Source organism: Mesorhizobium sp. M0496 (assembly GCF_040321205.1).
Taxonomy (GTDB): Bacteria; Pseudomonadota; Alphaproteobacteria; order Rhizobiales; family Rhizobiaceae; genus Mesorhizobium.
Window position 1 is genome coordinate 18,200 of sequence record NZ_JAMYRC010000026.1, and the last position, 14,419, is coordinate 32,618.

Consider the following 14,419-nt stretch of genomic DNA (forward strand, 5'->3'; position numbering starts at 1 on the left):
TTTCGATGATGCTCAAATAGTCATCATCGATGAGGACTTGAATGGCTGATTTTGCATAGCAATGATGCAAATGCTGCATTGCAGCATTAAGCTTCTGTTCATCTCGTAGGCAGTGAGGCGCCGCTCAGGACGTGTCGAGATCCAAGCGATGCCGGCCTAGCCGACGTCGAGCACGATCTTGCCGATATGCTCGCCGTCTTCCATGCGCTCATGCGCCCGCCAGGCTTCGCTGAGCGGGAAGATCATGTCCATGACGGGAGCGACCTTGCGGGTACCGAGCAACGGCCATACCTGCGCTTCCAGCGCCGCCGCGATCGCCGCCTTGAACTCCACGGTGCGCGGCCTCAGCGTGGAACCGGTGTGGACGAGCCGCTTGACCATGATCTTCGAAAAGTCCGCGCTTGCGACAGCACCGGCCTGCACGGCGATCTGGACGATACGGCCTTCGACCGCCGCGGCCTCGTAGTTGCGCGCCACGTAGTCGCCGCCGACCATGTCGAGGATAACATTGGCGCCCTTGCCGCCCGTTGCCTCCTTCACCGCGGCAACGAAATCATCCTCGCGATAGTTGATCGCGCGGTCGGCGCCGAGCTTCAGGCAGGCATCGCATTTCTCCTTGCTGCCGGCAGTGGTGATCACATAGGCGCCGAAGGCCGAGGCCAGCTGGATTGCGGTGGTGCCGATGCCGGAAGAGCCGCCATGGACGAGCAGCGTCTCGCCGCGCTTCAGGCCGCCGCGCTCGAACACATTGTGCCAAACGGTGAAGTAGTTTTCCGGCGCGGCCGCAGCTTCGGTGTGGGTGAAGCCGGCCGGCAGCGGCAGGACGCTGCCGGCATGAACCTTGACATACTCGGCATAGCCGCCACCGGGCGTCAGCGCGCAGACGCGGTCGCCGATGCGCCAGCGCGATATGTCATCGCCAACGGCCGCCACTTCGCCCGACGCCTCGAGGCCCGGCAGGTCCGACGCGCCGGGCGGCGGCGGATAGGCGCCCTTGCGCTGCTGGATATCCGGCCGGTTGACGCCGGCGGCATGCACCTTGATCAGGATCTCGCCGGGACCGGGCTGCGGTACGTCGCGCGTTTCCGGCTTCAGCACCCGTGGGCCACCCGGCTCCGAGATCGCTATGGCCGTCATTCTTGCCGGAATTTTCTGTCCGTTCGCCATGACATTTCCCGTCTTTCCTCGCCGTTATCCGATCGGCTGTTTGCATCGACGCCCCTGCCCTATGTATGCTGATTGCCAAATCAGGCAAATGGCCAAATCAGGGAGGAGCGACGATGGCGATCTTCGACGACGAACCCAAGAAGGCGCGCCCGCACGAGATCGGGCAGGACCTCTCGCTGCTTTCCGTTGGCGAGCTGTCGGAACGCATCGGCATCTTGCGCGAGGAGATCGCCAGGCTGGAGGCCGAGCTCAAGGCCAAGGACACCACCAAATCGGCTGCCGAGGCGCTGTTCCGCCGCGGATAGAAGCGCGGGCGCAAAGCCCGCCGCCGAAAAACCCGAATGCGACTGTCCTCAGACCCAGCGCCCCTGTCAAACATGAGCCGGATCAAACAATGTTCGCAACCTACCGTCCGATCCTCTCGCTGCTTCGCGGCACCGCCTTCCTGCTGGCAGCGTCTGGATTGCACGGGCTGCTGCTGCCCCTACGCGGTCAGTTGGAAGGCTTCTCGACCGCATCGCTCGGCCTGATGGGCACGGCCTGGGCCGGCGGCTTCGTCACCGGCTGCTTCTTCGCGCCGCGCATCGTACGCCGCGCGGGCCACGTGCGCGCCTTCGGCGCCTTTGCCGCGTCGGGCGCCATCGTGGCGCTGCTCACCGGCCTGATCATCGACGAATATGTCTGGATCCTGCTGCGCGCCTTCACCGGCTTCACCATGGCCGGCGCCTTCATGGTCATCGAAAGCTGGCTGAACGAGAAGGCCACCAACGAGAATCGCGGCACCGTCTTCGGCCTCTACATGATGGTCACCTATGCCTCGATCATGGGCGGGCAGATGATCGTCGCCGGCGGCGACGTGAAATCGGCGTCGCTGTTCATGATCACCGGCATCCTGTTTTGCCTGTCGCTCATTCCGACCGCGGTCTCGACCGCCTCCCACCCCAAGCCGCTGCAGGATGTCTCGCTCGACGTCAAAGGCCTTTATGCCAATTCGCCGGTTTCGGCGGTCGCCTGCGTGTTGATCGGCATTGCCAACGGGGCCTGGGGCACGCTTGGCGCGGTCTACGGCGCCCGCATCGGCATCTCCACGGCCGAGATCGCCCTGATGATGAGCCTTGTGGTCGTTGCCGGTGCCGCCATGCAGCTTCCGGCAGGGCGCATGTCCGACAAGACCGACCGGCGTTTCGTGCTGGCGGGGGCGGCTTTCGGTGCGGCCTTGTTCGCGCTCATGATCTTCCTGTTCGAGCCACGCTCCGGCGTTTTCGTCATCGTCTTCACTGCAGCCTATGGCGCCTTCGCCTACACGCTCTATTCGATCGCCGTGGCGCATGCCAACGACCACGCGCGCTCGGAGGATTTCGTCAAGGTGTCGGGCGGCCTGCTGCTGCTCTACGGCTTTGGCACGATGATCGGACCCTTGCTGGCCGCCGCCCTGATGGGCTGGATGCGCCCGGAAGGCCTGTTCCTGGCGACCGCCTTCGCGCATCTTTGCCTGGCGGGCTATACGCTGCTGCGCATCAGCCGCCGCGCTCCGGTGCCGATCGGCGATCGTGACGCCTTCAAGACGCAGCCGGCCGACCGTTCGGTGACGCCGGAAGCATTGCGGCTTGATCCCAGAAGAAAAGCAGAAGCAGACGGTTGAGATTCGAAAGGCTTTGCCTCACTAATACAGGCATGATGTTTTCCGACGCCTTCATGGCGATTGCCGATCCCAATCGGCGCCATCTTCTGGAAGAACTTCGCCGCGGCCCGAAAACCGTCACCGAACTGGCCGCCGGCTTGCCGGTTTCACGCCCGGCCGTCTCGCAACATCTGAAAGTGCTGCTCGATGCCGGCCTGGTCAACGCCAAGCCGGAAGGGACGAGGCGCGTCTATGCGGTGAGCAACAACGGCTTCCTCAAACTCAACATCTGGCTCGATCAGTTCTGGGAAGCCTGACCCCGTTCGCAACACGCGCCGCGAAGATCAAGCTTCGCTGCGCAAGAAGGCGCCCCGCTCGGTCAGCACCCTCGCCCAGCTGGCTGACCGAAGCAGCATCGCGATCAGCCGTTGTTGTAAGGAAAGAACTTGAAGTAAGGCTGCGCCTCCTCGATCACCCGGGCGAAGGAAAGCCGCTGCAGCAGCCGGTCGTGATAGCGCTTCACGGCCGGGTAGTTGTCGCCGAACGGCTCGACCTTGTTGGCATAGAACAGCGCGGGGGATGCAGCGCAATCGGCCATGGTGAAGGCGTCGCCCATCGCCCAGGTCCTGGAGAGCATCTCCTGCTCGATGATGGCGTAGGAAATGCGCAGCTGGGCACGAGCCTGCTCGACGCCGAACGGATCGGTCTTGTCCTGCGGCCGTAGCCTATCACCGACGATCTTCTGCATCGGCTCCTGCACATAAAAATCATAGAAGCGATCGGCTTGGCGGATCGCCAGCGCCAGGTCTATGTCGGCGGGAACGAGGTCGACCGGCCCCGGATAGTGCGCGGCCAGATATTCGACGACGATGGTCGATTCCAACACTGTGCGGTCGCGCGCATCGTCGCGCAGCGCCGGCATCTTGCCTGTCGGCGAAATCTTCAGGAAGGCCGCGCGCGACTCGGCATCGCCGAGATCAACAATGACCGGCGAGAACGGCGTGCCGTTCTCGTACAGCGCGATCAGCGGCTTCCAGCAGAAGGAGGCCAGTGGATGGAAATGGAGTGTCAGGGACATGTCTTGCTCGTCGGTCTCGTGGTTCGTCGATGGCCGGCACTGCGCTGCCAACCGGAGGCAAATACTGAAGCATTAACTTTGCGACAGGCGCTGTCCGTCAAGGCCTGCTTTTGTCGCCGTAAGCGGCTTGGGTATGGGCGACGATAGCGGCGGATATCTTCGTCCAGTCGTCCGGATGCAGCTCATGGCCGCCGCCTTCGATGCGAATGATTTTCGCGCCGGAGACCGCCTCGGCCAGCGCCTCGCCATGCTCGACCGGGAAGATCGGATCCGCCGTGCCATGGATGACCAGCAACGGCGCCGTCATCTCGTGCAGCCGGCCCTTCCATGCGTCACCGCCCCGAAGCATGAAATGGTTGGTCGCGCTCAGGAAACCGCCGGAACGATCGTAGTCCCGCTCAACGAAGGCACGCATCCGGGCCTCGTCGAATGGGTGCGCGGTGCTGGCGATCGCCCGCGCATCCCTGACGATGAAATCGATGACCTGGCCACGATCCGACCAATCGACCTGAGCGCCCTCGGCTGAATGCTCGGCATAGGCATCGCCCGTCTGCGGCAGATGCGAAGTGTCTGTCCCCACCGGCGAACTGCTGATCACGGTCAGCGACGCGACGCGGGATGGGTGCTTGAGCGCCACAAGCTGTGCGATCATGCCGCCCATCGACATGCCGACGACATGCGCCTTGCCGATGCCGTGCTCGTCGAGGACATGCATCGCATCGTCCGCCATGTCGTCGAATGTGTAGGGCGGCTCGCCCGGTCTGTATTTGGTCGAACGGCCGGTATCGCGATTGTCATAGCGGATCACGAACAGGCCGGCATCGGTCAGTTTCCGGCACAATGCTTCCGGCCACCAGAGCATGGAGGCCATCGCTCCCATGATCAGCAACAGCGGTGGGTTTGCCGGATCGCCAAAGGACTCGGACATGATTATGGGACGTTCGATCGTCGTCATGGCGTAGTCTCCCTCTTCGCAATACTGATTGCATTTTGCAATCAGTTGCACGATAATAAAACTGATACGATAATGCAACCGGTTTTGGAGAAGAAATCTCATGAGCATGGATCGCCGGTCCGGATGCCCGATCAACCTGTCGCTGGAAGTGTTCGGCGACCGCTGGAGCTTGATCATCCTTCGCGACATGATCTTCGGCGGCAGACGCCACTTTCGCGAACTGCTCAACGGATCGATCGAAGGCATCGCCTCCAACATCCTCGCTGACCGGCTGAAGCGGCTGATGGAATTGGGCATGCTGACCAAGGCCGACGATCCGTCGCACAAGCAGAAGGCGATCTACAGCCTGACCGAGATGGCGATCACGCTGGTGCCGATCCTGGCCCATCTCGGCGCCTGGGGCCGCGTCTGGTTGCCGGTCAGCGACGAATTATCGATCCGCGCCGAACTCTTGGAAAAGGGCGGACAGCCGATGTGGGACAAGTTCATGGACGAGTTGCGCCACGAACACCTCGGCATGCCGCTCAACACAGCTTCGGGTCCTTCCGTCCGCGCGACCTTGCAGGCCGCCTATGAGGAGGTGGTTGCCAGCAAGGCGCTCGCCGCCAGCACGGCCGCGTAGCCAACTTTATTTTCCCGTTTGGAGCCCCGCTCTGCTAGAAGAGACGGAAAATCACAATTTACGGGATTGGATAAGGTCTTGGTTGAAAACTCTCGGGATGCTGCCCGCGCGCGCGCCGACCTGCGTTTCAAGAAGCAGGAAGAGGCGGCGACCGTCCGTCAGAAGGCAATGGCCGAATACGTCGCCGAGAGCGACGCCCGCCAGGCCAAGACCAACAAGCTGCGGGCGCTGCGTCTCGCCAAGGAAGCCGAAGATCTTGCCAATGCGCCGGCGGCACCCGCCAAGAAGCCGACCCGCGCCAAGAAAAAATAGCCGTCCCCCAGACACGTCTGGAGCGCCACAAGCGGCAACGCGTATCCGGATGGTGTCAGCGAAGGCCGCTTTCCATCCCGCCTCTTCACGCGAAGCAATTTCAACCGAAACGGGGATGTTATCTCGCCCGTCGACGGTCAATGATCGACGCGTTTTCAAACAGGAGACTGCCATGACCGCACTGCCGCTCGAAAAAGCCAGGCAAATCATCGATGCCGCCTTTGCCAAGGGCGCCGATCTCAAGCTCAAGCCGCTCGGCGTCTCGGTGCTGGATGCCGGCGGACATCTGGTCGCCTTCCAGCGCCAGGACGGCGCCTCGTTCCTGCGCCCGCAAATGTCGGCCGGCAAGGCCTATGGTGCACTGGCCATCGGCATGGGCTCGCGCAAAGTCGAGGCCTTCGCCAAGGAACGCCCGCATCTCGTCGCCGGCATCTCGGACGTCTCGGGCGGGCGCGTGCTGCCGGTCGTCGGCGGCGTGCTGATCCGCGACAAGGCCGGTGCCATCATCGGTGCCGTCGGCATTTCCGGCGATACGTCGGACAATGACGAGGCCGCGGCCATCGCCGGCATCGAGGCAGCCGGTTTCACCGCCGATCCGGGCTGAGCATCGGCGCCGGTCCGGCTCTAATTCAGATTGATGTCCCGGCTGGCCGACCGCATCGACACCGCGAATCCGGCCAGCACATCGAACAGCGCGATGACCATCAGCGTGAAGAAGACGGAATGGGCAGCGCCCTTCACCAGCAGGAACTCGACCAGGAACGCCACGAAGACCAGGGTCGACAGAAGGTGGTCCATGATCGAGGCATTGGTGGTGCGCACCGACTTCGCCATTTCGAGGAACAGGAAGATCAGCCCGATCAGCACCATCAGGTCGCCAAGCGTCATCGAGAACACCCCGCCCGACATCATGCTGAACGAGAAGACCTCGCTCGCCCACGGATCGTCACCGCTGCCGAATATTCCCAGCAGGCCGAGATTGTAGAGCACGAAAGGCACGATCAGCAGCGGAATGGCACCGAACATCTGGCGTCTCCATGTGGGGGCAATCCTTTGTAGAATGCGCCACAAGCACGCCGTCAAGATGTTTCGGTGGCAGCGTTGAACACGGTCGAAGACCGCACGCAACAACCATGTCAGTTGGTTGACCGGCTGGAGAACCGCGACGATTGCCGCCCACGCTTCGAAATGCGCGCTATTTCTCCGCCAAACGCAAAAAGACCGGCCACCGGCCGGTCATTTTGTAATTCAAACCTTTGGAAAAGCTGGTCTCAGCTTTCCTTGGGCGTCAACACCTGGCGACCGCGATACATGCCGGTCTTCAGGTCGATATGGTGCGGACGGCGCATTTCGCCGGAATTCTTGTCCTCGACATAGGTCGGGGCCTTGAGTGCGTCGGCCGAGCGGCGCATGCCGCGCTTGGACGGAGAGGTTTTTCGTTTCGGAACGGCCATGGATATGCTCCACTACATGGTCAAAAAGCCCCGCCCGCCCTCGTGAAAGGGCCATGTCGGGGCCGGAATCTGAGAAAGTCGGGTGCCCTATACACGCCCTGTGCCGTTTTGGCCAGCACTGGCGCGAATTTTTTTGAGTTGGCTAGCGCAGGCAACCGACATAGGCGCCGGAGCGGCCGGCGCGCCGCTCGATCAGATTGGCCAGCCGTCTCAGGCCCGGTCCGGGTTTGGCCGGATTTCGGGCGATCGGATTGGGCAAGGAGACGGCAAGCAGGGCGGCCTGCCGTCGTGACAGCTGTTTTGCCGAAACGCCGAAATGATGCTGTGCCGCAGCCTCGATACCGTAGATGCCCGGCCCCCATTCGGCGATGTTGAGATAGATTTCCATGATGCGCCGTTTAGACATCACCGCGTCGAAGTAGACGGCCAGCGGCAGTTCGACCACTTTGCGCACCGAACCCAGCGGCCGCGACCAGAGAAAGAGGTTCTTCACCGTCTGCATGGTGATGGTGGAGGCGCCGCGCGTTGCTTCACCGGCCAGCGCGTCGTCGACGACGCCCCGCAATTCGCCGAGATCGACGCCACGATGGAAGCAGAACTGCCCGTCCTCCGACATGATGACGGAATTGGCCAGCACCGGCGACACGTCATCGATCGATACCCAGCGGCGCTCATAGCCGGAGAATGTCGCCAGGTCCTTCAGCATCAGCGTCGAGACCGGATGCACGAAGAATGGCAGGTACAGGAGCGTCAGCACCGTCGGTATAAACGCCAGCACCGCGGCCACGGTGATACCGCGCCGGACCCAGCGTTTGAGACTGCGGCGGTTCACGCCTCGCGATCTCGTCGCCATGTCCAGCTTTTCGGTTTCATGATCGACGATCGGTTCCGCCAAGCCGCCCAACCCGTGCTCTCCCTGCCCCGGCATAATGGCGCTTGGCTTCTTGCGCAATGTCTGAGTGTCGGCTACCGGTCCCGACCATGACGAATGACGACGAAATGGCGTTCGAAATGGCGCTTATCAGACGGGCAGCCGCCGTCGAGGTGCTGCTGCGGCGGTTGCTCGACGATCGTTCGCTTTCGGGCGAGATCGCCCGGCCTGACCGGCTGATGGCTGCGATGCGCCACGGCGTGCTGAACGGCGGCAAGCGCCTGCGCCCCTTCCTGGTCATGGAAAGTGCGGCCCTTTTTTCCGCTGACGGCGAGGCGGCACTGCGCGTCGCGGCAGCACTTGAATGCGTGCATTGCTATTCGCTGATCCACGACGACCTGCCCGCCATGGACGACGATGATTTGCGCCGCGGCCAGCCGACGGTGCACAAGGCCTTCGACGAGGCGACCGCCATCCTGGCCGGCGACGCCTTGCTGACGCTGGCATTCGACATCATCGCCGGCGAGGCGACCGCTCTGCCGGCGGAACGGCGGGTAGCCCTGGTGCTGGCGCTTGCTCGTGCGGCCGGAGCCGGTGGCATGGTCGGCGGCCAGAAGCTCGACCTCGAAGCCGAACAGGCGCCGCCGGACGAGACCGGCATCATCCGGCTGCAGGCGATGAAGACCGGCGCGCTGATCCGCTTCGCTTGCGAGGCAGGCGCACTCATTGCCGGCGCCTCCGCCGAGGATCGCGAGCGGCTGGCCGAATTCGGTTCCGCGATCGGCCTTGCCTTCCAGCTTGCCGACGACCTGCTCGACCTGACCGCCGATGCCAGCCAGATGGGCAAGGCGACCGGCAAGGACGCTGCCGCCGGCAAGGCGACGCTGGTCGCGCTGCATGGCGCGAATTGGGCGCGCAGCCAGCTTCACGGCCTCGTCGAACAGGCGCATGCACTGCTTGAGCCCTATGGCGACGGTGCCCAGCTTCTAAAGGAAGCGGCGACGTTCGTGGCGGCGCGTAACAGCTGAGGTTGGACCCAACCAGGACATCGGACTGACCGAAGCATGCTCGTCCTCCGCCGGCCGGTTCAGAAATAGAACTTGAGTGGAAGCCTGCCGAAGCAGAGGATCGATATGGCTTTGCCATCCACACGGCAACCACGCGGTGCGGACACAGTTGGAGGGATGCCATGTCGACCACCGACAAGCTGTTCACCGGTTCCATTCCCGAGATCTACGACCGGGCGATGGTGCCGCTGATCTTCGAGCCTTATGCGCAGGATCTGGCGGAGAGAGTGTCGAAGCTCGGGCCGCAATCGGTGCTCGAAGTGGCGGCGGGCACCGGTGTGGTGACGCGTGCGCTGGCAGCAAGATTGCCGGCGCAAACACGCATCGTGGCCACCGACCTTAACCAGCCCATGCTCGACCACGCGCGCACGCGGATGACGGACGATCCTCGTATCATCTGGCAGCAGGCCGACGCCCAGGCGCTGCCCTTCGAGGATGCCCGGTTCGACGCCGTGGTCTGCCAATTTGGCGCGATGTTCTTCCCCGATCGGGTGGCCGCCTATGGCCAAGTTCGGCGGGTGATGCGACCGGGCGGGCATTTCCTGTTCAACGTCTGGAGTGCCATCGAAGAGAACGAGTTCGCCGAAGAAGCAACGCGGGCGCTCGGCGATTTCTTCCCCGCCGATCCACCTCGCTTCATGGCGAGGACCCCGCACGGCTATCACAATGCGGACGTCATCCGCGCCGACCTGCATGCCGCCGGATTTCGCGACGTCACCATCGAGCCTCTGGGCGCCGTGAGCGCCGCTCCGTCGCCGTATGAGGCGGCCGTGGCTTATTGCCAGGGCACGCCCCTGCGGGCCGAGATCGAGGCCCGCGGCGGCTCGCTGGAGGAGGTAACGCGACACGTTGCAAATGCCATGGGGAAACGGTTCGGGGAAGGTCCGGTGAGAGGCCGCATCCGCGCCCTCGTCGTGACGGCAGCCTGATGCATGTCGCTCAAAAGTCTGCTCGGTTTGGAAGACATGCATAAAAACAAACATCTGAAGCGGATCGCCTGAATTCCGTTCAGACGCCACACGCTTTGGCGACGAAAGGACGGTCAAAAAGCTGTCATCTATCCGGTGGTCCGCATGGTTCCCCTATCCACACGAAATTTTAATGTAAATGAAGCGTAATCCCGACCATTAAAATGGTGCGTATGTGTTGGGGTTGCGCATGCCTGAATATTCGTCCTTCATCCGGTCGGTCCGGATTCGCTATATTTCAGGATTGCTGATCTTCGCCCTGGCCTCGACCGCCATCGTGCTTGCGCTCGATCGTGTCAATTCCTTTCGCCGGGACATCGATGCGCTGAGCAGCAACCTCGTCGTCTTCACCCGCGACCTGCGCAACGCGACCAGCTTCGCCGAGACGACCGGCACCGCCTGGCGGGCGGAGACACGCGATGCGCTGACCACATCGGCGCGCGGCCATTCAGAACGCCTGACCGGTGAGATCGAGATACTGACCGCGCAGTTTGCAGCGGTCCGGCCGCGCCTGTCGACCAAGACCGTCAACGAACTCCAATCCGCTTCCGTCAACGGCGACCTGTTCTGGTCGCCGCGCGACATGGTGCGCAACTTCAACCTGATGTCGGTGGCGCAGAAGGTCGATGAATGGAGCTATCGCGAAATCCGCAACCAGAACGACCTGTTCGCCCAGCCCATGCTGGTCCGCGTCCGCACCGCCATGGACGATGAGCGCCATCTGGCCGATGCCTCCAGCGACAGGCTGCTGCTGTGGGCGAGCGGCATCCTGTTCGCAGCCCTTGCCATCGTCGCCTTCTGGATCTTCCGGCCGATGGAAGTGGCGATCCGCCGCGCCTTTGCCGAATCCGCCGAATCCCTGTTCAAGGCCGAGGCAGCCGACCGCGCCAAGTCGGAATTCCTGGCCAATATGAGCCATGAAATCCGTACGCCGATGAATGGTGTGCTCGGTATGGCTGAACTGCTGGCCAAGACCGATTTGACGGCGCGTCAGAAGACCTTCACCGACGTCATCGTCAAATCCGGTAACGCGCTGCTCACCATCATCAACGACATTCTCGATTTTTCGAAGATCAATGCCGGGCAACTCACCCTCGATCCTGCTCCCTTCCGTCTCTCCGAGGCGGTCGAGGATGTGGCGACGCTGGTCTCGGCACGCGTCGCCGAAAAGAACCTCGAACTGATCGTGCGTGTCGACCCGCGCCTGCCGGCCCATGTCGTCGGCGACGCCGGCCGGTTCCGGCAGATCATCACCAACCTGCTCGGCAACGCGGTGAAGTTCACCGAAAAAGGTCATGTGCTGATCGATGTCGGCGGCGAGATCGTCAATGACGTGGTCCAGCTCAAGGTTCGCGTCGAAGACACCGGCATCGGCATCCCGGCCGAAAAGCTGCAGAACGTGTTCGAGAAATTCGCCCAGGTCGACGGTTCGTCGACCCGCCGCCACGAGGGCACTGGCCTTGGCCTCGCCATCGCCGCCCGCCTCGTCGACTTGATGGCAGGCAAGATTGGCGTCGAGAGCGAGATCGGCCGCGGCTCGGTTTTCTGGTTCGCGGTGCCGTTGCCGGCGCATCAGGCCGCGGCTCGCGACGAGATCGTGCCGGTCGACGTCACCGGCGCGCGCGTGCTGGTCATCGACGACAATCCGGTCAACCGAGAAATCCTGCTCGAGCAGCTCAGAAGCTGGAGCTTCGATTGCGCCGCCGCCGAAAGCGGCGCCGTGGGCCTGGCCTTCCTCGATCGCGCCTGCCAACTGGGAGCCGCCGTCGACTGCATCATCCTCGACTACCAGATGCCGGGCATGAACGGCGCCGATGTCGCCAGAGCCATTGCTTCCGACAGCCGGCTGTCTTCCATCCCGGTGGTATTGCTGACCTCGGTCGACCAGGTCGATTTCGGCAAGATGATCATCGACTTCGGCATTGCCGCGCACCTGACCAAGCCGGCGCGCTCCGCGGTCCTGCTCGGCACCGTCATCTCGGTCGTCCAGAAGGCCCGCTCGCAGGTCGGCAAGGCGCAGTTCGTCCGCGAACCGATCGTGCAGGCTCCGCCGACAGCGCCGCCTGCCTTCACCGTCATTCGCGGTCCGGCGATGCCGGTCGCGTTGGTGCCGGAATCGACGGCCACGCCGAACGGACCGATCGACATCCTCATTGCCGAGGACAATGACGTCAACCAGCTGGTGTTCGGCCAAATCCTCAACGGGTTGGGCCTCAGCTACCGCATCGCCGGCAACGGCCGCACGGCGGTCGAGATGTACCGGGCGCTGCGCCCCAAGCTGATCCTGATGGATGTCTCGATGCCGGAGATGAACGGCTACGAAGCAGCCCGCGCCATCCGAGCCATGGAGGTCTCGACGGGCACCCACATACCGATCATCGGCGTCACCGCGCATGCGCTGAAGGGCGATCGCGACAAGTGCATCGAAGCCGGTATGGACGACTATCTGCCGAAGCCGGTTTCGCCCGACCGCCTCGGCACCAAGATCGGCACCTGGCTCAGCGAAACGGTGGTGGCGAAGACGGCGTAGCCTGCATCCGCAAATGCCTCAGACGGCCGCGTCCAGTTGATAGCGGCGCATCCAATCGAGGCTAGTGTCGTCGGAGAGCTTTGCAACGCCAGGGCTTACATCCTCGGCGTCGGGTGCTCGGACCCCCAGGGCTTCGCAGATGATCAGCAAGGTCGCAGCCGGATTCGCGGCGAGGCGCTCATAGCTGACCCGCAGCGGGACTATGCCTTGCTCTTCGAACCAAATGTTCCAGGCTGCGTCATGGGTCTCGAGTTCCGTGACCTCTCGTTTGATACGCTCGAAATCATATTGGGGCTCTTTCGGTGGTGCGACTCTTTCGATCTCGGTGCCGTCGGGAGCGATATGCCAAAGACCGGTCTGCTCTGCCTTGATCAGGGAGACAGCCTGCGCAAGCTTGTCCTCTCGCGAGAGGTGTATGTAGAGAATTTGGCCGAATGCTCTTTCGAACCGCGCTCTGTCAGATGGCAGCTTTGGGAAAATCCGGTCGAGGATTGCCGAAAGCTCGTCCAGATTTTCGCGCATCAGACGAAGGCCGAAAATGCTTGTGCCACCCTTGCCGGCATCGATCGCCGCATCGAGATAGGCGACATTGAAGTCGAGCTCGCTCATCGTGTCGCGGTCAGGCAGCTTCCACTCTTCGGCCCACTCCGGCACGTCCTGCCGCCGATAGAACGAGTGAGGATCGCCGGCCGTCTTCGTGGACGCCAGGAGCTTGCACAGCAAAGTGCTGCCGGTCCTCGGCGTGCCGCAGAGAATGTAGCCGTCAAACATATAACGCCCGTGCCGCTCGCCGGAGGCGGGGCCCGCGGCTAAATGATGGCCGCCGCTATAGCTGAAATCTTTGCTGGATGCGACGGGCTGGCGGTCGCCTTCAAATGTCTCTCGGACAAACACCCTGTCGGCAGCGGACCAAATTACCGGTTGCGCACCACCACGCACGCCCCGCCGATGCTTTGCAATTTCTGGCAGATGACGTTGGCATCGGCGCGGTCGTCGACCCCGATCCGGACTGCGTAGATGCCGCGCCGGCCGATTGGCGTGCGCACCCGGCTGACCACCGGATCATGTCCGCTGAGCAGGGCCGGGAACCGGCTTCTTACCCTGAGCCACTGGTTGATCGCGGCACTGCGGCGGAAGTTGCCGGCCACCTGGATGCCCCACGGTTTTATGTTGATCGAGGCCATCGCCACGGTCCGCGACATGATCACCGGCAGCCTGCGGCAGGCGACGGCAAAATCCGACTTTGTGTCGAGCGGCTCAATCTGTCCGGCATAGGCCCGGTCGGTGAACTTGTCGGCCGGCTCGCCCATGATATCGAAGACATAGCTCTCGGTCTCCATCGGCAGGAAGCCGCCGGAACTGAGCCAGCGCGACACCCGGCTTTCGCCGGCATTGTAGGCGGCCGCCGCCAGCCCGAGATTGCCGTAGCCGGTTTTCATTTCGGCGAGATATCTAGCCGACGCCGGGATCGCCTGGTTGATGTCGAAGGAATTGGCCAGCCCGCGCATCTTGGCGGTGCCCGGCATGAACTGGGCGATGCCTTCGGCGCCGACCGGGCTGACGGCGTTGGGATCGAACCGGCTTTCCTTCCAGATCAGCCGGGCGAAGAAATCCCTGGGCAGACCATTCTGATCGGCATGTGCCTGGATCAGGTTGCAGACCTTGTCGATCAGCCTTTGCTTGGCGGATTGCGGCGGATCTGCCTGAACCAGCGTCGACCAGCCCAGCCCGCACAACAGGATCAGCGTCGCCCAGAGGAAACGCTGCATCTGAT

17 protein-coding genes are annotated in these 14,419 nt (G+C 62.9%); 9 read left to right on the forward strand and 8 right to left on the reverse strand.

Annotated features, from left to right (window positions below):
• Positions 1-156: 156 nt before the first annotated feature.
• Positions 157-1,167 carry an NAD(P)H-quinone oxidoreductase gene (locus NKI73_RS20880; RefSeq protein ID WP_352632792.1) on the reverse strand — a complete coding sequence of 337 codons (1,011 nt, stop codon included), beginning with the start codon at positions 1,165-1,167 and terminating at the stop codon, positions 157-159.
• Positions 1,168-1,280: 113 nt separating this feature from the next.
• Here NKI73_RS20880 and NKI73_RS20885 point away from each other — a divergent pair, with 113 nt between their 5' ends.
• From NKI73_RS20885 to NKI73_RS20895, 3 genes are all read left to right on the forward strand, one after another.
• Complete coding sequence (locus NKI73_RS20885; protein WP_352632793.1) at positions 1,281-1,472, forward strand: DUF1192 domain-containing protein; 192 nt, start codon at positions 1,281-1,283, stop codon at positions 1,470-1,472.
• Between the two features lie 89 nt (positions 1,473-1,561).
• Positions 1,562-2,809 carry an MFS transporter gene (locus NKI73_RS20890; protein WP_352632794.1) on the forward strand — a complete coding sequence of 416 codons (1,248 nt, stop codon included), beginning with the start codon at positions 1,562-1,564 and terminating at the stop codon, positions 2,807-2,809.
• A 32-nt stretch (positions 2,810-2,841) separates the two neighbouring features.
• A complete protein-coding gene (locus tag NKI73_RS20895) occupies positions 2,842-3,105 on the forward strand; it encodes an ArsR/SmtB family transcription factor (RefSeq protein ID WP_352632795.1) in 264 nt (87 codons plus the stop codon).
• 104 nt (positions 3,106-3,209) lie between these two features.
• On the opposite strand, the gene NKI73_RS20900 is transcribed toward NKI73_RS20895, so the two are convergent.
• Together NKI73_RS20900 and NKI73_RS20905 are read right to left on the reverse strand one after the other, a co-directional pair.
• On the reverse strand, positions 3,210-3,866 hold the full coding sequence (locus NKI73_RS20900; protein ID WP_352632796.1) for a glutathione S-transferase family protein: 657 nt from the start codon (positions 3,864-3,866) through the stop codon (positions 3,210-3,212).
• 97 nt (positions 3,867-3,963) lie between these two features.
• Positions 3,964-4,821 (reverse strand): alpha/beta fold hydrolase, encoded by an 858-nt coding sequence (locus NKI73_RS20905; RefSeq protein WP_352632797.1) that lies wholly within the window; start codon positions 4,819-4,821, stop codon positions 3,964-3,966.
• A gap of 100 nt (positions 4,822-4,921) precedes the next feature.
• On the opposite strand from NKI73_RS20905, the gene NKI73_RS20910 reads away from it, so the two are divergent.
• The 3 genes from NKI73_RS20910 (at position 4,922) to NKI73_RS20920 (ending at position 6,359) form a co-directional block, all read left to right on the forward strand.
• The gene (locus tag NKI73_RS20910; protein ID WP_352632798.1) at positions 4,922-5,443 is read left to right on the forward strand and encodes a winged helix-turn-helix transcriptional regulator; all 522 of its coding nucleotides are present in this window, start codon (positions 4,922-4,924) and stop codon (positions 5,441-5,443) included.
• Positions 5,444-5,521: 78 nt separating this feature from the next.
• A complete protein-coding gene (locus NKI73_RS20915) occupies positions 5,522-5,755 on the forward strand; it encodes a hypothetical protein (RefSeq protein ID WP_127296851.1) in 234 nt (77 codons plus the stop codon).
• A 172-nt stretch (positions 5,756-5,927) separates the two neighbouring features.
• Complete coding sequence (locus NKI73_RS20920; protein ID WP_023810947.1) at positions 5,928-6,359, forward strand: GlcG/HbpS family heme-binding protein; 432 nt, start codon at positions 5,928-5,930, stop codon at positions 6,357-6,359.
• Positions 6,360-6,379: 20 nt separating this feature from the next.
• Here the strand turns inward: NKI73_RS20920 and NKI73_RS20925 are convergent, their stop codons facing one another.
• The 3 genes from NKI73_RS20925 to NKI73_RS20935 form a co-directional block, all read right to left on the reverse strand.
• The gene (locus NKI73_RS20925) at positions 6,380-6,781 is read right to left on the reverse strand and encodes a hypothetical protein (RefSeq protein WP_013529226.1); all 402 of its coding nucleotides are present in this window, start codon (positions 6,779-6,781) and stop codon (positions 6,380-6,382) included.
• Positions 6,782-7,026: 245 nt separating this feature from the next.
• Positions 7,027-7,209 (reverse strand): 50S ribosomal protein L32, encoded by a 183-nt coding sequence (rpmF, locus tag NKI73_RS20930; RefSeq protein ID WP_008834724.1) that lies wholly within the window; start codon positions 7,207-7,209, stop codon positions 7,027-7,029.
• Positions 7,210-7,351: 142 nt separating this feature from the next.
• Positions 7,352-8,113 (reverse strand): biosynthetic peptidoglycan transglycosylase, encoded by a 762-nt coding sequence (locus NKI73_RS20935; protein WP_352632799.1) that lies wholly within the window; start codon positions 8,111-8,113, stop codon positions 7,352-7,354.
• A gap of 77 nt (positions 8,114-8,190) precedes the next feature.
• On the opposite strand from NKI73_RS20935, the gene NKI73_RS20940 reads away from it, so the two are divergent.
• The 3 genes from NKI73_RS20940 to NKI73_RS20950 all read left to right on the forward strand — a co-directional run bounded on the left by NKI73_RS20940 (position 8,191) and on the right by NKI73_RS20950 (position 12,645).
• Positions 8,191-9,108, forward strand: coding sequence for a polyprenyl synthetase family protein (locus tag NKI73_RS20940; protein ID WP_352632800.1), 918 nt, complete (start codon positions 8,191-8,193; stop codon positions 9,106-9,108).
• Positions 9,109-9,269: 161 nt separating this feature from the next.
• Positions 9,270-10,076, forward strand: a complete 807-nt coding sequence (locus tag NKI73_RS20945) for a class I SAM-dependent methyltransferase (RefSeq protein ID WP_352632801.1) — start codon at positions 9,270-9,272, stop codon at positions 10,074-10,076.
• A gap of 229 nt (positions 10,077-10,305) precedes the next feature.
• Positions 10,306-12,645 (forward strand): response regulator, encoded by a 2,340-nt coding sequence (locus NKI73_RS20950; protein WP_352632802.1) that lies wholly within the window; start codon positions 10,306-10,308, stop codon positions 12,643-12,645.
• An 18-nt stretch (positions 12,646-12,663) separates the two neighbouring features.
• On the opposite strand, the gene NKI73_RS20955 is transcribed toward NKI73_RS20950, so the two are convergent.
• Both NKI73_RS20955 and NKI73_RS20960 read right to left on the reverse strand, forming a co-directional pair.
• On the reverse strand, positions 12,664-13,584 hold the full coding sequence (locus tag NKI73_RS20955; protein WP_352632803.1) for a Stf0 family sulfotransferase: 921 nt from the start codon (positions 13,582-13,584) through the stop codon (positions 12,664-12,666).
• Positions 13,560-14,414, reverse strand: coding sequence for a transglycosylase SLT domain-containing protein (locus tag NKI73_RS20960; RefSeq protein ID WP_352632804.1), 855 nt, complete (start codon positions 14,412-14,414; stop codon positions 13,560-13,562). The genes NKI73_RS20955 and NKI73_RS20960 overlap by 25 nt, the downstream gene beginning before the upstream one ends.
• Between the last annotated feature and the right edge of the window lie 5 nt (positions 14,415-14,419).